The organism is Leptospira sarikeiensis, from assembly GCF_004769615.1.
Taxonomy (GTDB): domain Bacteria; phylum Spirochaetota; class Leptospiria; order Leptospirales; family Leptospiraceae; genus Leptospira_B; species Leptospira_B sarikeiensis.
Genome location: NZ_RQGF01000007.1, coordinates 179,867 through 197,506 on the forward strand (window position 1 = coordinate 179,867; position 17,640 = coordinate 197,506).

The window sequence follows — 17,640 nt, forward strand, 5'->3', positions numbered from 1 at the left end:
TCCGATGAAATATTTATTTTCCATTCTCTTACTCTTGTTTTTAGGATGCGGAGTAAAACCTGTCCCTCCTCCTGCGGGGAAATTCTGCGAGCCGATGCTTAAAAATACACAATGCGTATATTTGGATTTTCGGAACGGAAAAGCGATCTTAGAAGACAAAGAATATCCGATGAAATCTACAAGCACTCTGAACTTCTCCTACAAAGTAGACGAAGTGTTTTATGAAGTGGAAGTATTGAACGAAAATCGGGTTAAGATCACAGGAACCAACGGATTCCAGAAAACCTTATTAAAACTCAAAGATAAGGATGAAAGGAAAAAGGAATACGCCAAACTTTGGCAGGCGATCAAGGATCTGTTTTAAGGTCCTCATTCCAATTTAAATCCAAGTCTGGAACGATATCTTCATTCTCTTGGATCCGCCCTTTCAGATGACCGAATAACTTAGCACTTGTTTTATTCTTTATAGTAACAAGCTTCGCGATAATTTTTCCATGTTTTGTTATAGATACTTCTTCCTGAGTTTCTTGGATCCTATCTATCAAGTTCAAACAATTGGTTTTGAATTCTGCAGCTGATAATTGCATACTCTTAAATCCGAAGATGACCAGTCGCTAATGTCCAGTTTTTTGTAAAAATTCAAAGGAATCTTTGCTCCGCTTCAATCTTGGAGCTATGTACACCCCAAACTTACTACGCTACTCGAACGAGCGATGCTTAAATTCTTCTATGAAATAATTTCAGAAGAACCGACCGGATCACAAAAAATGCTCGCTGGAATCCCTTTTTTCTCACCTATTGATCTACGCATTATGAGTGATTCACGCCGCCTAACTCGTTTTTTTATTTTAGGGATTCTTACTTGTTTTTTATTTTTTTCCTGTGCTCAAGCAAAAGGAAAGGAAAGACCTAAGGCAGAAAATGGAACCTTAGATCTCAGCACCTGGGATTTTGAAAAGGATGGAACAGTAGAACTAAATGGGGACTGGAGATACTATTGGAAGGAACTCATTCCAGCAAAAGATTTCCAAGATGATCTTGTTTCCGATCCGAGCGGATTTATCCCGGTTCCAGGCGTATGGAATGGTCATATTTTAAAGGGAGAACCTTTACCGGCAATAGGATATATCACCTATCATTTAAGACTATATCTTCCTGAAAACACTCCCGATCTTGCTATACGAATTGATGACGGTCAAGGTTCTGCGTATTCCTTATACTGGAATGGGAAATTAGTCGCATACAATGGAAATCCAGGACCTTCTCCGGAAGAGGAACGTCCCGAATATTTAGCGCAAACTAGTTCAGTTCCTTACTCCAAACAAGTGGATCTAGTGATGTATATTTCGAATCACTATCATAGGAATGGCGGTTTTCAAATGCCGATCCTACTTGGAGACTCTGCTAAAATTTTCGCAGCAAGAGATCGGAACAGGATGACTAGCGCATTTTTGGCAGGTGCATTACTCATCATGGGCTTATATCATATGGGCCTATTTTTATTTCGTAAAAAAGAAATGGAGATCCTATGGTTCTCTCTTACCTGTCTTGCCATCACTTCCAGAGTGCTTACCAGCGGAGAAAGATTTATAGGAGAAGTGTTCAGGAATGTTCCTTGGAATATTTTTATAAGAGTAGAATATCTCTCCTTTTATTTAGGAGTTCCATTCATGGCGATGTTTATGAGAACTTTATATCCTGCCCAGTTCAGAAAGACATCTATGATCGTCATTTTATCATTATCCATTCCCCCATGCCTTTCAATTATAGTGCTTCCCCCTGCGCTTTTTAGTTACACACTTCCTTATTACCAAGCATTGATCGTATTCGGGGGAATATACGGTATGATCATGTTGACCATAGCGATATTCAAAGGTTTACAGGGCGCAAAACTGATGTTACTCGGCTTAGGAATATTCTATGCGGCCGTTCTGAATGATTTTATTTTCTATCAATTCCATATTGGCCCCGGATATCTAACTCCTGCGGGCCTATTCTTATTGACATTTGCAGATGCGGCTTTGTTGGGCAGAAGGATCGCAACCGCATTTAATACGAGCGAAGAATTATCGGTCAATCTGGAGAAGAAGGTAGTAGAAAGAACCAAAGAACTCGCAGAAGAAAGAGATCGAACGGATTTACTATTATTGAATATTCTACCTAAACCTGTCGCAGAAGAATTAAAAGTAAAAGGTTCCGTGACCCCTGTATATTATAAATCCGCGACTATTCTTTTCACTGACTTTGTAGGTTTCACTAAGATCGCCGCAGAAATGTTACCGAAGGACCTGGTGGAAGATCTGCATAATTGTTTTTCCGAATTTGATTCGGTCGTTTCTCGTTTGGGTCTTGAAAAATTAAAAACGATCGGAGACTCCTACATGTGCGCAGGAGGTATTCCGAATACCAACCAAACTCACGCAATCGATAATTGTTTGGCAGGACTAGAATTCCAACGTTTCATGAATAGAATAGAAAAATCTAAATCAGAAATGGGACTTCCTTTCTGGGAGTTAAGAGTAGGAATTCATACAGGCCCTGTTACTTCAGGAGTGATCGGCTCCAACAAATTTGCATACGATGTTTGGGGAGACGCGGTCAATCTTGCGAGCAGAATGGAATCTTCCGGTAAACCGGGATATGTAAATATCTCGGGTACTACATATGAAGAGGTGAAGGAATTTTTCGTTTGCGAGTCCAGAGGAAAGGTACAAGCAAAAGGAAAGGGGGAAGTGGATATGTATTTTGTGACTTCTATCCGACCTGAATTATCTTTAAATGGAGAAGGGATACTTCCGAACGAAAAATTCGAATCTTTAAGAAAAGAGCTAAATCTAAAATTAGAAGCGGTTTGATAGAATATTATAAATTCTTTATCTTCTATAAATTCTAGGAAAGATAAAAGTGATCCCGTAGATCATTCCCTGTGCTTTTACTTCTTCAGGGACTCTTCCGAAATTTTGCCCTCGGATAGAATCCACGCAGGATTGGTCCACTAACGCCTGTCCTTGAGAAGATACGAGCTTAGTATCGATCACTTGCCCTGCGTCGTTCAATAAGAACTGCACTTTTGCTTCTCCAGGCTCGATCGCTTCTCGGATCACTGTTCCGGCTCCGTCTCGATATCCGTAATTTCCACCACCTGGAGGAGAAAAGCTCTGCTCAATTTGGCGAAGCATTCTTTTGAAATATTCGTAACCTACCAGTTTTTTGGTAGGAACCGTCAAAGAATTACTTCCGTCCCATCTGAACAATAGGTCCTGTTGGAAACGATAATTGAACGGGATCTTTGTCATTCTTCCGGTGCTTTGGGTTTGCTCCGGAGTCTGTTCGTTCGGATTGGTGAATTCCACCGGATCCTGTTTTAAGATAGCGACTTCGTAAACTTTTTCTTCTTCAGTTTTCTTTTGGGAATTTTGAGGGCTTGCCTTGGAAGGATTTCGGAGAATATTTCCCATTACGAATTCGCGAAATGGGGAACTCGTATGAAATCCTTCTTTTTTAGTGATCCCACCGGAACCTGCAGACTCTACGTTAGATAGAGCCTTGTATTCGTCTTTGATCCTTTTATCTACGAACTCTTGTTCTAAAAGTACTTCGTAAATTTTTTCCCGTTCTGCTCTCTCTTTTACCTGAACTAGGGGATCTTCTCCCAATATTTTAAATAGGATATTGCGGGTGAATAAGTGAGCAACTAGGAAGGAAGCGAATGCGAATACGAAAAATGCGGCGAAAAGAAGACGACGATCATCTTCTCCTAAATCTCCGGTTTTATCTATATCGTTTTTAAAAAAGGCCGGGAGCCGCATCTTCTTCAATTCTTTTGCCGAAAGCGGGAGGGATCCGATCCATCAGCTTATAGGCCTTCTCTGTGGCAACTCTACCGGAGGAGGTTCTATTGATCAAGCCAACTCTTACCATATAAGATTCATAATGATCTTCCAGGGTGCGCTCTTCCTCTCCGATCACAGCGGCGATCGGCTTTAATCCAACCGGTCCGCCCTTGTATCTGTCGATCATACACTCCAGAATTTGCCGATCCATACGATCCAGGCCCAATTCATCTATACCCAAACGGGAAAATGCCTCTTCGCAGGCCGGAATTTGGATCTTTTTCTCCCCTTTTACTTCTGCAAAGTCACGCACTCTTTTGAGAAGATGGTTTGCGATCCTTGGAGTTTTTCTGGAGCGTCTGCCTATCTCGAAGGCTGCGTCTTGATCGATCTCATATCCCAAAATTTTAGAAGATCTCAAAACGATATCTTTCATTTCGGAATCATCATAATATTCCAATCTGAAATGGATCCCGAATCTACTCTTCAAAGGATCTGAGATCAGACCACTTCTTGTAGTGGCTCCGATGAGAGTAAATGGTTTGAGTTTGATTTGGATGGTCTGAGCAGTGATCCCCTCTCCCACGAGAAGATCGATCATGAAATTTTCCATCGCAGGATAAAGGATCTCTTCTACCTTTCTCCCTAAAGAATGGATCTCATCTATAAATAATATATCTCTCTCTTCTAGATCAGTGAGAAGTTTTGCGAGATCTGCACCTCTTGTCAAAACAGGAGCGGAAGTAACTACGATGCGAGTGCCCAATTCCTGGGAAATAATACCAGCTAACGTGGTTTTTCCTAAACCGGGAGGCCCGGATAAAAGCACATGATCCAGGGCCTGCCCTCTTTTTTTTGCGGCTTCTACGAAAACACCTAGGTTGGACAGGATCTCTTTTTGTCCGATAAACTCGGAGAATAAGGAGGGGCGAAGAGAGATCTCATCGTCGAATTTATCCTCCGGATTTAAAGTATGTCCTGCCAAAAGATTATTTCACTCCGCGAGCTTCACCGAAATTTTTAGGACCTGGCCCTTTCGGTAAATTACGACTGAGACCCTTTGTCCTACTTTAGAGGCTCTGATCTTACTTACTACGTCGTTTGCGTTTTTAATTTTAGTTCCGTCGATCTCTAAGATGACGTCTTCTACGTCGATGCCTGCTTCTGCGGCAGCGCTACCGTTCTGCACCTGGCGAACGAATGCTCCCTCTGGAGAAGTAAGTTTAAGTTCCTTAGCGGTTTCTTCCGTGAGATCATCCAAGGCAACGCCTAGTCTTGCACGTTTTACTTTGCCTCCGGATTTTAACTCGTCCACGACCGCTTTTGCTTCGTTGATCGGGATCGCAAAACCTAAACCGATAGAACCACCGCTAGGAGAAACGATCATACGATTGATCCCTACAACTCTACCGTTGATGTCTAGAAGTGGTCCGCCTGAATTTCCTTGGTTGATCGCTGCATCCGTTTGGATATAATGAACTCCTGAATTATCGATCCCGCCTCTTCCTACTTTAGAGATCACTCCCACAGTCATGGATTGTTCCAATCCGAAAGGAGCTCCGATCGCGATCGCCCAATCTCCCACTTTAACTACGGAAGAATCTCCGATCTCTATCGGTTGAAGATCCTGATTCGCTTCTACTTTGAGAAGGGCGACGTCAATCATAGGATCCGTGCCGATCAACTTCGCGGAAACAGGTTCTTTTACATTCTTAAAAACTACTTTAAATTTATCGAAATTACGGACTACGTGATCGTTTGTAAGAATATATCCTTCTTTATTCAGGATAAAACCGGAACCTAGTCCGCTTACTTTTCTTTTTTGGTTCCGAACTCTACCTTGAGGTCCGTAAAAAAATTCTTGGAATGGATCGTTGTATTGAGGAACGTTTACTGTTCCTTCGGTAGCAATGAGCACCACACTCGGAGAAACGTTTTCATAAACTTCTTCGAATGCTTTTTGAATGGAGACGGCTGCTTTGGCGGAAGCACTCGGCTCTCTATCTGATTTGGCGTTTAAGAAGAGAGTACTGTCGCTTCCGGTTCCGCAATATAAAATCGGCGAGAGAATCACTCCGGCCATAACGGATATGCCTATCACCAGGAAATTTTTGAATCTGTCGGTTTTTTTCATGGATTCCTGTCCTCGGGAATGGGATTCCGGTAGATGAGCTTTCAGCATTCGAAGCAAAACCACTCATGTCAAGTGGCTTTCCAACTTTAAAGCATGGCGCATACACCGGGATTTTACGTTTTTGAAGGTTTAGACGGAAGTGGGAAAAGTTCCCTCACCGTCCGGGTCTTAGACCTTCTAAGTTCCAAACATGTTCCAGCAATTTGTTTTGCGGAACCGACTCGTTACGAATCCGGGCTTTATCTTAGAAAATTTTTAAGCGGAGAGATCGAACTTACTCCGGAAAAGCAAATAGAAGCGTTTTTATCCGACAGAGAAGTTTCTCTACAAAAAAATATTCTTCCTTCTCTTTCAGAAAAAAAGATCGTATTACTCGATCGATACATGTATTCCACCGCGGCCTATCAGTCCGGAGAAAATTTTTCTGCGAAGGAGATCCTGCAGAAGAATTTAGACAGAGGATTTCCAGAACCTGAATTGATTTTTTATTTAGAGATAGAACCGGAAGACGCCTTGGCAAGATTGAAAGGAAGAGATACGACCAAGGATAGATTCGAGACGATCAGCGCCTTAAAAAAGATCAAGAACGCTTATGAAGAAATCCTCCCGGAGAACACAATCAGATTGAATGCAAAACTTTCTCCGGAAGAACTTCCAAAATTGGTGCTGGAAAAGATCCGTTATTGAACAGAAAATTTCTGTAGATTCTTTAACGTTTCCTCATGGATAGAAGCTTCCTTTTCTAGTTGGATCGCAAGTTCGATCAGCTTTTTTTTGCGTGAATGACCTTTTGGTTCTGAAGAAGCTAATTCTCTTAAATGGATCGCCTCGTCCCTTTTCTTTTTAGAAAGATTGGCTAAATATTTTCCTACGATCTCTTTTTGCTCAGGAGTGGATAAACTTTCCACTAAAGCTTTTTCGATCAGTTTTGTTTCTTCTTCTGCGGAGAAGGAAGAAACTGCAAAGGGAAATAGGGACAGAATTAAAACCAGTCCGACAAACGATTGAATTTTCATCTTGACTCTCTTTGTTCGTTCTAAAGCCGATTTTTATTTTTTTATTCGGCCGAACTCAAATGTTTACAAATGTTCCATTCTGAACAGCAAATTTCTAAATCTAAAAAAGCTTAGAAAATCTGGCCTATATCGATGAATAACTGGGAATCTTCCCTAGATTTAGCGTAATCGATCAGGATCACAGTTGCCTGGTTCCAAATGATCCTAAGCCCTGTCCCATAGGAAAACTTATAACCTTGGGTGCTGATATCGTGGTAACCGTCCCAAACTCTTCCGAAATCGTAAAAAGGAACAAGGCTTAAAGTAACCAATTGATCCCAAAATTTGAAGGCCCCGAATCTCCAACGAATTTCTAAATTCCCGAAACCGATCATAGGAGCGATAAATCTTTCCTGTCTATATCCTCTTAAGGTTTGTAAACCGCCAAGACCATTGATAGGACCATCGATCGACCACATATAACGATATTCGGAAAAAGGAACTTCTCCCTTTGAATAATGAAGACCTGCCCTACCTGCAACCACGAGTTCTTCGAAAAGTTTCGGGAAAGGCATATAGAAAAATTTTCCCTGAGTAAAAAACTTTTCAAATTCGAAATCAGAACCGGCACGTTTGGAAGAAGAGGAATAATTCATCTCGAGTAGAACACCCGAATCAGGATCCGGTTCGAAGTCTCTTGTATCATACGCGATCCCTACATGGATATAATTAACATTTCCTCCATGATATCCGTTGATGAGACCTGCTTGATAATCCTGGGTAAGTTTAGAAGTACCGTTCGGATAAGAAGAACCCCAGCCTGTTGCTGGATCACTCGCGACAGAATAATAGTCACCATTCGTCGCTATTCTGTTCTTTGGATAATCATAAGTTCGAATTACATTTTGAGAAAACTCCGGCGCGACGATCCAACGAAAAGCTCCCCAGAAAGTTTTATCCACTGAAAAAGTCGCGGTAGCAGAACGGAACTCGTACGTATTATAAAGACGATCGCTCTCATACGGATAAATAGAACCGGAAGAAGAAGGTCTGCGATAAGAAAGTGCATCTTCCAGATCGGAAAAGGATCCGCCGTTCCGAAGTTCTCCATTCGGTTGATTTCTATCTCTATATTGAATTTCGCGTAACGTTCCTGTTCCGATACCGAAATACTGAGAATTTTTATTTGTGCTATACGACACACTCGTTTTCAAACGATACGCAGTGTCCCAAAGAAAAGGACTATCGAAAGTGAATTCATAATAATCCGCGCCCTTGGTAGTCTTATACGCCTGGGCCCCGAATCTATATTTGTAAGGTTGGAATTCGAAGTAAGGATCCGATTTCTGACCGTTCTGGTATAAAAAACCTCTGGCCCCGTAACCTTGGCCTCTAACCGGATCTTCCGAAAACACAGGAAGACCTGTTGCATACCAACCGCTTCTTTTTTCCGCAAGTTCTTGTTTGGAAAGACGTTTGGATTCGTTCAGATCGATGGCGACTTTCTCTTCCGAAAAAATACAGATCGGGACCAAAAACAAAAAGAGAAGAATGAAACGAAAAAAGAACAAAGAAAGCCGCCTAAGGGCAAATTGAAAAAGGAAGAAAAAAAGTAATTCAAAAACCTTCTACGATCTTTTGACAAATACGTGAAAGTCTCCCTCGCGGAATCAGATTGACTACGGACGCAAGCCACAAAAACTCAACAACACAAGCACCTATAGCTCAACGGATAGAGTACAGGCCTCCGGAGCCTGGGGTCCGGGTTCGAGTCCCGGTAGGTGCAGTGTAAATGCAGTCCTGTAATTACAAATCTTCGTTCAATTTTATTCATTCTCCCAATTCTATCACGGGACTCGAAGCTTTTGCACGAAAGCATTTGCAGCGATCCATAGAGAGCGTCGCAAATGCGCCGCGAGCCAGGGATGGCGAAGCGAGTGCAAAAGACGCCCCAGAGCTTAGTCGACCAGGATGGGAGACTGCGTCGGGGCGAGTCCCGGTAGGTGCAAAATTCCAAACAATCAATTCAATTTGGACTCGAAGCTTTTGCACGAAAGCATTTGCAGCGATCCTTTTGAGCGACCCATAGGAAGCGAAAAACCCGAAGGGTGGCTGAGTAAAACGAAGCCAAATCTTAAATCAAACAAGCTGCATCCAAATCAACAGAGACAAAGAGCGTCGCAAATGCGCCGCGAGCCAGGGATGGCGAAGCGAGTGCAAAAGACGCCCCAGAGCTTAGTCGACCAGGATGGGAGACTGCGTCGGGGCGAGTCCCGGTAGGTGCACTCCTGCGATTAAAACGTTTCATTCGGTTTAAATCATCCTCGCAATTTAATCGGCCCACTCGTTTGACCTCGTTATACTCGGTCACCGACTCCTTCGGGGTGCTTCTTCCCTCAAAGAGTTTCGGAAAACCATAATGCAGTAGATTCAATAGTGGTATTTAAATGTTCCCGGAATAATTCAAAATGAGTTTCCGGATATTCTTCAATCACAACATTAGGGATGCCTTTGATGGCATTCTTCACTAGTTTAGCAGGGGTTATCGAATCTTCCATTGCCAATATGACCTTTAAAGGTTTCTGAATTTTTTTAGCATAAGAACTAGTCCGATAAAAAGTCATTTGTAGTAACGAAGCTAGAGTTACGTAGTTTTTAAAAGTAGGAGCATCCGATGTCATTTCCAACATCCATTCCCAGGCTCCATCAGTATTCATAGCCGCTATTTCGCCCGGTCTTCCGGCGATAGGTAAGACGCCTCCCTTGGATCCGATTTTACGTAAGAATAAATCTAGAAAAACTTTTCCAGCAAGAGCCGGAACCGCCTGGAGTGGTGGAGATATATACGGAATAATTGCAAAAATACTTTTTACCCGATGATCCGTCGCTGCCACTACTAATGAATGACCTCCCGAAAGACTACTTCCCCAAATTCCTAAACGTTTTGGATCAAAACGAGAGTCTGAACTCAGATAATCTAATGCAGAATAGTAAGAAGTATGATGAGATTTGATATCTATATGTTGCCTTGGATTTCCTTCGCTTTCGCCAAAATTCGGATAATCGATCGCAAGAGTTGCGATGTTCTTTTTTAATAAAACCTTTGCGTAATGGGGAATCAACATTTCCTTTACTCCTCCAAAACCAGGCGCCATAATAACAGCCGGAATCTTTTCCCGATTCCCTTCAGGTAAATATAGATCCCCGGCTATCTTCACTTCATTTGCCATTAAATGTATTTTTTCGATCATATACCAACGCCTTCCAAAAATTAGATCATGATCTAATTTAATAAAAAATGTCAACCTCCATTTTAGATCACGATCCAATTTTTCTTGAAATTTGAAAAATTGATCTATTTATGGTGTAGTTAAAGGTTAGGGCGAATGAAACGAGAGCAGCAGTCAGCAGCAGTGCGGAAAAAAATATTGGAAACTGCTCGTAAACTTTTCGTTTCGCAAGGTTACGAAAAAACAACCACGAGAGCGATTATATCGAGGGCAAAAATAACAACCGGGACCTTATATCATTTTTATAAAAGTAAGGACGAGATATTATTAGCGATATCTGAAGACGTTTTTGAGGAGGCAGTGACTTTAGCAGAAAGCTGGGCCAAATCCAATTCTCCGGCCTTGATATTTGCATTAGAGATCGGGCTCCAGCTCCAATTATGCTATCAGGAAAAAATGATCGCAGAGACTTACACAATCGCTTATCGAACGGAAGGAATTTCGCATATGATAGATGTAAAGGGGGCTATACGAAATTCAATTTTATTCAAAACCTACAATCCAGGATTTACTAATGAGGAATTTCTAATTAGAACCAGATCCTTTCGAGGAATGCTCCAGGCAAATATTGAAGAAATTAGCGTAACTGAATCTCAAACATATCAAAACGTAATATCTACAGTATTAGAAATTGGACTTTCGATTTTTGGAGTTCCGAGCAAGGAACGCACAGAAACGATTAAAAAGGCATTATCCATTCTGAAAGAAAGGAGATCGGAAATCGACGAATTGATAAATAATATCCGTCACTCTGGATAGATTAGATCACAAACATTCAAATACATTTGACTCGAAGTGAGAACTGCAAAGCGATCTCGACTCGGAGCATTAGAACGAACAGTTAGACGCGGCGTGCGCGTAAGTTACCGTTCTATTAATTTACCAGTTACATACTGATGTAATATACTTGAAACTAAAGTCTGATATGGAATACCAATTTCTAATGCTTTGGTTTTTAATAATTGAATATCTTTACCAGCTATTCTGATATTCATTCTCTTATCTTTTAATAGAGTATTTTTGGCCGCAGATTTAAATTTTTTTAAATATTGAGCTTTATTATCAACCGATTTCCATTCATTTCGCTCGATTGAAGATTCCAAATCTTTCTCTTCACGGCTAAGTTTATATTTCATAAATTTGCCTCCGGCAGATATATGCTAGTAAATTTTCTGGATGGATAAGCAGTTTTAAAGAAAAACGTATCGTTACTTTCAATCGCTGGAACCACCCAAGCATAATTATCAATTTCCACAATTATTATGATTTGATTTGGATACTTTTTCACATTCGGATGTTTTAAAATATCTAAAACTGATCCAGATTCAATTTCAACAACTACCCTTTCGAAACTAATATTTCTTTCGGCCTTTATAGCTTCGTTTTTATGATTATCCCAATCAAAGATCACCCATCTACGACATTAGACGTGTGCCTAATGTCAATACAAAGATTTTAATCCAAATATTACAAAACTCGTTAGAATAATCTCAAAATATACAAAAACAACTTCCATCCACGATCCGCGAAGGATCGCAGCGGAAATCCGGCGACGCACCATTCCAAATAGAAAGAATTATGAATTAAAGAAATGTGATGGTGCTTCGCTGATTGAAGCGTAGAGCCTGGCCCGAGTGAAACGAGGGCGCGGCAAAAGTCCAAGAATATAATCTCAAACCCCCTCCCTTTGGCTCTAAAACGCATTCTATGAACGTGACCAATTAGTCATTTTTTCTTGACATTTCTTTCGACTTTAGTATATCACAGCTTCGAAACAGAGAAATTTGGAGAGAAAGATGTTCCTACCGAAAGCTCCCCCCTATGACGCCCTAGCCTGGGCGAAGATGTCGTTCGCAGAAAGGGCTCGTTTGTCCTGCCAAGCTTGGGCAGTGCAAGGTTACGGCTCCCCTCTCGGAGCATATATCGTTTATGTTTTAAAGATCGGGTTATATATCGCAGGTTGGATCTACTTCTGCTCTTTTACTCCGGGGCTTGGGACCTGGGATTCGATCTCTTGGTGGTTCGTACCTGTCGCTTTTCAAAAGGCGATCTTGTGGAGTTTACTTTTCGAAGTATTAGGTCTTGGTTGCGGAAGTGGCCCTTTAACAGGTAGATACTTTCCTCCGATCGGTGGTTTCTTATATTTTTTAAGACCTAAAACTACCAAGATGCCTTTGTTTGAAGGAGCTCCTATCATAGGAGGAAAGACAAGAGGTCTATTGGAAGTCGTTTCCTATGCCGCTGTTGTGACTTTCAGTGTTTTAGCTTTAATTCATCCTTCTCCCGGTTTTGATCAGTTTTTTCCGATCATAGTAACTTTAGTCATTGCAGGTATATTAGATAAAACTGTTTTTCTCGCGGCAAGGGCCGAACATTATTGGGTTACCTTAGTTGTATTCGCTTTCGCCGAGAATTGGATCGCAGGTGCGATGATCGTTCAACTTTCTATCTGGTTGTTTGCTGGATTCTCCAAATTAAATTCACATTTCCCAAGTGTAGTCTGTGTGATGGCGAGTAATAGTCCTTTCACTCCGTTCGCATGGTTCCGCAAAGCGATGTATAAGAATTATCCGGATGATTTACGTCCTTCTAATACAGCAGTTGCGAAGGCGAATATGGGGATCGTTTTGGAACTTGGAACTCCTATCGTTCTATTCACTGCGATCATGACTGGTTCCCAAACCATTTTGTATTTGGGACTCGGAATGATGGTATTCCTACATTCTTATATCACTAGTAACTTCCCAATGGGAGTTCCGATAGAATGGAATTTCTTAGTGGTCTACTCTGCTTTCTTCTTGTTTGGAGCTCACTCTCATATCACTCCTTTCGAACTGGAATCAATTCCTGTTGCGGCTTTCTTGTTCGTGTTCTCATTCGCTCTTCCGATCATCGGGAATATCAGACCGGATTGGGTATCTTTCCTTTTCGCAATGCGTTATTACGCAGGGAACTGGGCGGTAAGCGTATGGATGTTCAAGGACGACAGTTATAAAAAACTACAGAAACTTACTAAAACTTCCGGTTGGTTATACGATCAGTTGGATATGTTCTACGAAAGAAAAGTTTCCGTAGGTCTTGTAAGTAAGGTAATGGCATTCAGACTTATGCACTTACATGGAAAAGCATTCCAGAAGATCGTTCCAAAGGCTGTTAAGAACTTCGAGAACTACGAATGGGTAGAAGGTGAATTGATCGCAGGAATGATCGTAGGATGGAACTTCGGAGAAGGACATCTTCATAGCGAACAACTACTCAGATCCGTTCAAGCTCAATGTGGGTTTAAGGACGAAGAATTACGTTGTATCTTCGTAGAAGGACAACCTTTAGGAAAAGAAACGATCCATTATAGAATTCATGACGCTGAAAAAGGACTCATTGAAGACGGACATATAAAAGTGGACGATCTGAAGGAACTCCAACCTTGGCCGACTAAATAATGGGATTTGATTCCGAAGAATATGATGTTTGTATCATAGGATCCGGGCCGAACGGACTCGCAGCAGCCTCCGTTCTGGCAAATTCCGGACTCTCGGTGATCGTATTAGAAGCCTCGGATACTATAGGAGGCGGCTTAAGAACAAAGGAATTAACTCTTCCGGGTTTTCTGCATGATGTTTGTTCTGCCGCCCATCCTATGGGAATTTTATCTCCTTATTTAAAAACACTTCCATTAAAAGAACATGGATTGGAATGGATAGAACCGGAAGCTTCCGTTGCCCATCCATTAGATGGAGAAGCGGCTGTTTTGCTCAAACTCTCTTTGGAAGAAACTGCAGAAAATTTAGGGAAAGATAAAAAGTCTTATATAAAACTACTCTCCCCTTTTCTAAAAAATCCGGAAGGATTGCTAAAAGACGCGTTAGCTCCTCTTGGGATCCCGGATCACCCTTTCCTTTTAGCGAGATTCGGACTACTCGGTTTAAGACCCGCAAAATCGATCGCAAACTCCTATTTTAAGGAAGAAAGAGCAAAAGCATTATTCGCGGGTTGTGCAGGACATTCTATCTTTCCTTTGGAAAAATTATTAAGCGGAGCACTTGGACTTTTATTCTCTCTCACAGGGCATGTAAGATCCTGGCCAGTGGTAAAAGGCGGATCCCAGATGATCGCAAAATCAATGGAATCTTATTTAAAAACACTCGGAGTGAAAATAAAAACAAATTATAAAGTATCGAACTTATCTCAATTACCTAAAGTTAGAGCGATCGTATTCGATACAAGCCCGGATCAATTAGGTTCGGTCGCAGGAAATACATTATCTTCTTCTTATATTAACAGGATTTCTTCCTATAATTACGGTCCTGGTGTATTCAAAATGGATTGGGCATTGGATGGCCCTATCCCTTGGAAAGATCCTCGTTGTTTAGAAGCTTCTACAGTTCATGTGGGAGGAACTCTTGCAGAGATCTCAAGATCGGAATCGGATGTTTGGAAAGGTAAACATTCTGACAAACCTTATATGTTGGTGGTCCAACAAAGCCAATTTGATCCAACAAGAGCTCCGAAAGGAAAACATACAGGCTATGCGTATTGCCATGTTCCCTCCAGATCCACCAAAGATTTAACTGAAATTTTGGAAAACCAGATCGAAAGATTCGCTCCGGGTTTTAAAGACCGGATCTTAGCAAAACATTCCATGAATACCTCCGATTTTTATAAGTATAATTTAAATTATATCGGAGGAGCGATCACTGGAGGAGCTGCAGATCTTCCTCAGGCATTTTTAAGACCGATCGCAAAAATAAATCCTTATACTACTCCAAATCCTCATATTTTCCTTTGTTCCGCTTCCACACCTCCGGGAGGGGGAGTTCACGGAATGTGCGGATACTATGCTGCAAAAACTATATTAAAAAAAATAAATTCGCTTAAGGCAGTTCAATACTCCAAATGAAATTCGAATCTTCCGGGTCCAGAAGACAGGACAATAAAACAAGGAACAGAAATGCAATTTTAGCAGCTGCCAGTAGAGTTTTCGCAACTGTAGGCTTCGAAGCCTGCTCTACTAGAGAAATTATTCGTGAAAGCGGTCTCGCACAAGGTACATTCTATAATTATTATAAAGATAAAGAATCCGTAATGCAGGATATCGCTGATGAATTGGCGGAAGGGATCCGGACAGGTATCAGAGACGCCAGAGCGAAAGCTGATACTCCTTTGGCTTTTTTAAGCGATGCGTATTTTACTGTTTTTCAAGTCATGATGCAAGACCGGATCCATCTGGATCTGATCGCAAGGAACAGGGACATCATCCGTGGATATTTATTCCAAGGCGGATCTATGACCCATATCTTGGAAGAATTGGACCGAGACTTAGATAGAATGGTAAAAGCAGGTGGTTTTCCCGCTCATCCGATCCATATTACTTCCGTGATGATGGTTGCTGCAGGTTTCGAAGCAATGGTTTTACTCGCTCAATCTTCAGATTTTGATCTTAGAAAATTATCCGACTACTTAGGGCTTCTTTTTCAAGGTGGGATCATGAATGTTTCGACTGTTATGCAGGAAGATCATGAGTTGTTAGGGAACAAAACGATCAAAGCATAGAATTGTAAGTGGATGGATTTAAATCTGGATTAATCAACCTTTGCACAGACTGATCGGATAGTAATTTTTCAAATCCCTTATCTACTGTTAAAGTTATTCCATTGGAAATTGATTCTGCAGCTGCGTATTCCGGAATTAAGAAAAAAGGAACCCCTTTCTCAACTCTTCCAGAATCCACTTTCACTGTTTTTACTAAAGTTTGACCTTCATAGAATTCCAGAGTCAAGAATATTTGAAATATAGTATAACTTAAAAGTCCTGTTGCCTTATCAGGATGAAATTCATATTGAACGTCATTGATCTTAACTGCTATAGTTTTAATATCTGGATGTTTTTGAAAAAGAGAATCTATAATGACAGCGTTTTCGAATTGAGTTTTTGCTCTAAGTTTCATCGATTGCTCCAGGGCCTCTCCAATATTGAAGGCTGTTGTCATATTAGTAGGGTAATTGTATTCTCTTACGGCTTTCGGAATTAAAATCGCCACCTCATGAGGATATTGTTCTTTATCGGCTACGAAATTTTCAGGCCTTCGAACAACTGAAACTGTGCAGTCGTTAGAAATAAAAAGCAAGATCCCTATTACAAAAATCCGGATCGTCAATATAAATGAAGCGTTATTCATCTGGAATTCTCCATTTCTAATGAGATTATACTCAAATCACTGAAAACAAAGACACACGACACTTCATTTTTTCAAAAATTTCCAATTATCACCTATTCGAACTTTTGCCTATATTCTTATCAATGAGCTGCTCATTCGGGCTTAAGCGGCAAGTTCGATTGCTTGCAAATGTAGTGAATGAATCATCTCCAATGATCAAACCGCCGAATTGGATCACTTGTGCGCAATCATCTACATCTTTCTTTTTATAATATTTAGATTCATCAATGCCAAAGACACCTTCATCTATTAAGGAGGCAATAATTACGTCTGCAATTATATATTGTTCCAACTTGGGACTTGTAAAACCTTGTTCTGTAAAAGCAGCGGTGGCCATTACGAAGTCGGCGGTTCTTGCAGCATCTAAAAGTTTTTTCTTAGCTACGTCACCTTTGTATGTGTCAGTCAGTCCTAAGGTATCTACTGCGATACAATTCCCAATAGAGGATATCAATAGTAGAATTATATAAAGTTGTTTCATTTTATTTCCTTTGTTTAAATTATTCAAATTTCTTGATGTAATATCTATTTTACAAATTCGCATCCAGGCTTATCCATGTGCAAAGGAGTTGGCTCTATAGAAAATAAGATTTGATCACCATCCTGGTATCCGATATATTTCTTAAGATCGACCTTACCCTCCCCTATGCTTTCGGGAATTCGAAAGTGAATCCGAACGGATTGCCCGGGCTGAAGGTCAATAGCCTTGCTTATTCTACCCCCACCTACATTTGCATGATTTCGATTAAAGCTAAACAAAGAGTAATAGAATTTTCCGACAGGAGCGGGTACGTAATATTCACACCCGCTAATAAAATTAAACTTAGGACTGGATTGAATAATTGGCGGCAAATCGTCCCAATTTGAATAAAATTTTTTCCAATACCATGCGTCGGGCAATAGGTTTCGATTTGGTAACCAATCATTTTCTAAAAATGCCGTGAGATAATAAGTTTTCTTGTCTCTCTCGGTTACAAAAATGCCTGGCGGGAAATATCGAGACTCAGGTCCTAAATCTGGAAAGTTGAATCTCATATAAGTACTATCAAAACTTTCTATATCCCAGTAATTGTAATTGGGGCCTATCGGACCACAGGATAAACTATTCAAAAAAGTATAAATCAAAAGGCATCCAAGAGAAACGCGCTTCTGATTAGTAAGTAAGCTGCGCATC

The 17,640-nt window shown here is 40.9% G+C and carries 19 protein-coding genes and 1 tRNA gene; 8 read left to right on the plus strand and 12 right to left on the minus strand.

Annotated features, from left to right (window positions below; translation table 11 throughout):
• Positions 1 to 4 precede the first annotated feature (4 nt).
• Positions 5 to 364, plus strand: a complete 360-nt coding sequence (locus tag EHQ64_RS01870) for an LIC12806 family lipoprotein (protein ID WP_135647812.1) — start codon at positions 5 to 7, stop codon at positions 362 to 364.
• Here the strand turns inward: EHQ64_RS01870 and EHQ64_RS01875 are convergent.
• Positions 348 to 587: a type II toxin-antitoxin system Phd/YefM family antitoxin gene (locus tag EHQ64_RS01875; RefSeq protein WP_135647813.1), complete on the minus strand. Its 240-nt coding sequence runs from the start codon at positions 585 to 587 to the stop codon at positions 348 to 350. The two genes, EHQ64_RS01870 and EHQ64_RS01875, sit on opposite strands and share 17 nt — an antisense overlap.
• Before the next feature lie 225 nt (positions 588 to 812).
• On the opposite strand from EHQ64_RS01875, the gene EHQ64_RS01880 reads away from it, so the two are divergent.
• Positions 813 to 2,855 carry an adenylate/guanylate cyclase domain-containing protein gene (locus tag EHQ64_RS01880; RefSeq protein ID WP_135647814.1) on the plus strand — a complete coding sequence of 681 codons (2,043 nt, stop codon included), beginning with the start codon at positions 813 to 815 and terminating at the stop codon, positions 2,853 to 2,855.
• 18 nt (positions 2,856 to 2,873) lie between these two features.
• On the opposite strand, the gene EHQ64_RS01885 is transcribed toward EHQ64_RS01880, so the two are convergent.
• The 3 genes from EHQ64_RS01885 to EHQ64_RS01895 are packed head-to-tail and all read right to left on the minus strand — an operon-like array spanning position 2,874 to position 5,967.
• On the minus strand, positions 2,874 to 3,779 hold the full coding sequence (locus tag EHQ64_RS01885; RefSeq protein ID WP_425460384.1) for an energy transducer TonB: 906 nt from the start codon (positions 3,777 to 3,779) through the stop codon (positions 2,874 to 2,876).
• A gap of 7 nt (positions 3,780 to 3,786) precedes the next feature.
• Complete coding sequence (gene ruvB / locus EHQ64_RS01890; RefSeq protein WP_135647816.1) at positions 3,787 to 4,818, minus strand: Holliday junction branch migration DNA helicase RuvB; 1,032 nt, start codon at positions 4,816 to 4,818, stop codon at positions 3,787 to 3,789.
• Between the two features lie 9 nt (positions 4,819 to 4,827).
• Entirely contained in the window at positions 4,828 to 5,967 is a 1,140-nt protein-coding gene (locus EHQ64_RS01895) for a S1C family serine protease (RefSeq protein WP_167882334.1), read from the minus strand.
• Positions 5,968 to 6,060: 93 nt separating this feature from the next.
• On the opposite strand from EHQ64_RS01895, the gene tmk reads away from it, so the two are divergent.
• Entirely contained in the window at positions 6,061 to 6,654 is a 594-nt protein-coding gene (tmk, locus tag EHQ64_RS01900; protein ID WP_135647818.1) for a dTMP kinase, read from the plus strand.
• On the opposite strand, the gene EHQ64_RS01905 is transcribed toward tmk, so the two are convergent.
• Together EHQ64_RS01905 and omp85 are read right to left on the minus strand one after the other, a co-directional pair.
• Positions 6,648 to 6,983 (minus strand): LIC10421/LIC12816 family protein, encoded by a 336-nt coding sequence (locus tag EHQ64_RS01905; RefSeq protein WP_135647819.1) that lies wholly within the window; start codon positions 6,981 to 6,983, stop codon positions 6,648 to 6,650. The genes tmk and EHQ64_RS01905 overlap by 7 nt on opposite strands.
• Before the next feature lie 110 nt (positions 6,984 to 7,093).
• On the minus strand, positions 7,094 to 8,533 hold the full coding sequence (omp85, locus tag EHQ64_RS01910; protein ID WP_135647820.1) for an Omp85 family outer membrane protein: 1,440 nt from the start codon (positions 8,531 to 8,533) through the stop codon (positions 7,094 to 7,096).
• 143 nt (positions 8,534 to 8,676) lie between these two features.
• Here omp85 and EHQ64_RS01915 point away from each other — a divergent pair.
• A tRNA-Arg gene (locus EHQ64_RS01915) sits at positions 8,677 to 8,748 on the plus strand.
• A 610-nt stretch (positions 8,749 to 9,358) separates the two neighbouring features.
• Here the strand turns inward: EHQ64_RS01915 and EHQ64_RS01920 are convergent.
• Complete coding sequence (locus EHQ64_RS01920) at positions 9,359 to 10,213, minus strand: alpha/beta hydrolase (protein WP_135647821.1); 855 nt, start codon at positions 10,211 to 10,213, stop codon at positions 9,359 to 9,361.
• Positions 10,214 to 10,348: 135 nt separating this feature from the next.
• On the opposite strand from EHQ64_RS01920, the gene EHQ64_RS01925 reads away from it, so the two are divergent.
• Entirely contained in the window at positions 10,349 to 11,011 is a 663-nt protein-coding gene (locus EHQ64_RS01925) for a TetR/AcrR family transcriptional regulator (RefSeq protein ID WP_135647822.1), read from the plus strand.
• A gap of 104 nt (positions 11,012 to 11,115) precedes the next feature.
• Here EHQ64_RS01925 and EHQ64_RS01930 read toward each other — a convergent pair whose 3' ends face one another.
• Both EHQ64_RS01930 and EHQ64_RS01935 read right to left on the minus strand, forming a co-directional pair.
• On the minus strand, positions 11,116 to 11,388 hold the full coding sequence (locus tag EHQ64_RS01930; RefSeq protein WP_135647823.1) for an antitoxin: 273 nt from the start codon (positions 11,386 to 11,388) through the stop codon (positions 11,116 to 11,118).
• Positions 11,385 to 11,663: a BrnT family toxin gene (locus EHQ64_RS01935; protein ID WP_135647824.1), complete on the minus strand. Its 279-nt coding sequence runs from the start codon at positions 11,661 to 11,663 to the stop codon at positions 11,385 to 11,387. Before EHQ64_RS01935 ends, EHQ64_RS01930 begins: the two co-directional genes overlap by 4 nt.
• A gap of 385 nt (positions 11,664 to 12,048) precedes the next feature.
• Between EHQ64_RS01935 and EHQ64_RS01940 the strand changes: the two genes are divergently transcribed.
• From EHQ64_RS01940 to EHQ64_RS01950, 3 genes are read left to right on the plus strand one after another with little or no spacing between them, the layout of a single operon-like run.
• A complete protein-coding gene (locus EHQ64_RS01940; protein ID WP_135647825.1) occupies positions 12,049 to 13,692 on the plus strand; it encodes a DUF3556 domain-containing protein in 1,644 nt (547 codons plus the stop codon).
• Entirely contained in the window at positions 13,692 to 15,149 is a 1,458-nt protein-coding gene (locus EHQ64_RS01945) for a phytoene desaturase family protein (RefSeq protein WP_135647826.1), read from the plus strand. Before EHQ64_RS01940 ends, EHQ64_RS01945 begins: the two co-directional genes overlap by 1 nt.
• Positions 15,146 to 15,802 carry a TetR/AcrR family transcriptional regulator gene (locus EHQ64_RS01950; RefSeq protein ID WP_135647827.1) on the plus strand — a complete coding sequence of 219 codons (657 nt, stop codon included), beginning with the start codon at positions 15,146 to 15,148 and terminating at the stop codon, positions 15,800 to 15,802. Before EHQ64_RS01945 ends, EHQ64_RS01950 begins: the two co-directional genes overlap by 4 nt.
• On the opposite strand, the gene EHQ64_RS01955 is transcribed toward EHQ64_RS01950, so the two are convergent.
• From EHQ64_RS01955 to EHQ64_RS01965, 3 genes are all read right to left on the minus strand, one after another.
• Positions 15,792 to 16,427 carry a hypothetical protein gene (locus EHQ64_RS01955; protein WP_210410798.1) on the minus strand — a complete coding sequence of 212 codons (636 nt, stop codon included), beginning with the start codon at positions 16,425 to 16,427 and terminating at the stop codon, positions 15,792 to 15,794. The two genes, EHQ64_RS01950 and EHQ64_RS01955, sit on opposite strands and share 11 nt — an antisense overlap.
• 88 nt (positions 16,428 to 16,515) lie before the next feature.
• Positions 16,516 to 16,947: a TIGR04452 family lipoprotein gene (locus EHQ64_RS01960; RefSeq protein ID WP_135647829.1), complete on the minus strand. Its 432-nt coding sequence runs from the start codon at positions 16,945 to 16,947 to the stop codon at positions 16,516 to 16,518.
• 44 nt (positions 16,948 to 16,991) lie between these two features.
• Positions 16,992 to 17,639 carry a hypothetical protein gene (locus EHQ64_RS01965; RefSeq protein WP_135647830.1) on the minus strand — a complete coding sequence of 216 codons (648 nt, stop codon included), beginning with the start codon at positions 17,637 to 17,639 and terminating at the stop codon, positions 16,992 to 16,994.
• Between the last annotated feature and the right edge of the window lies 1 nt (position 17,640).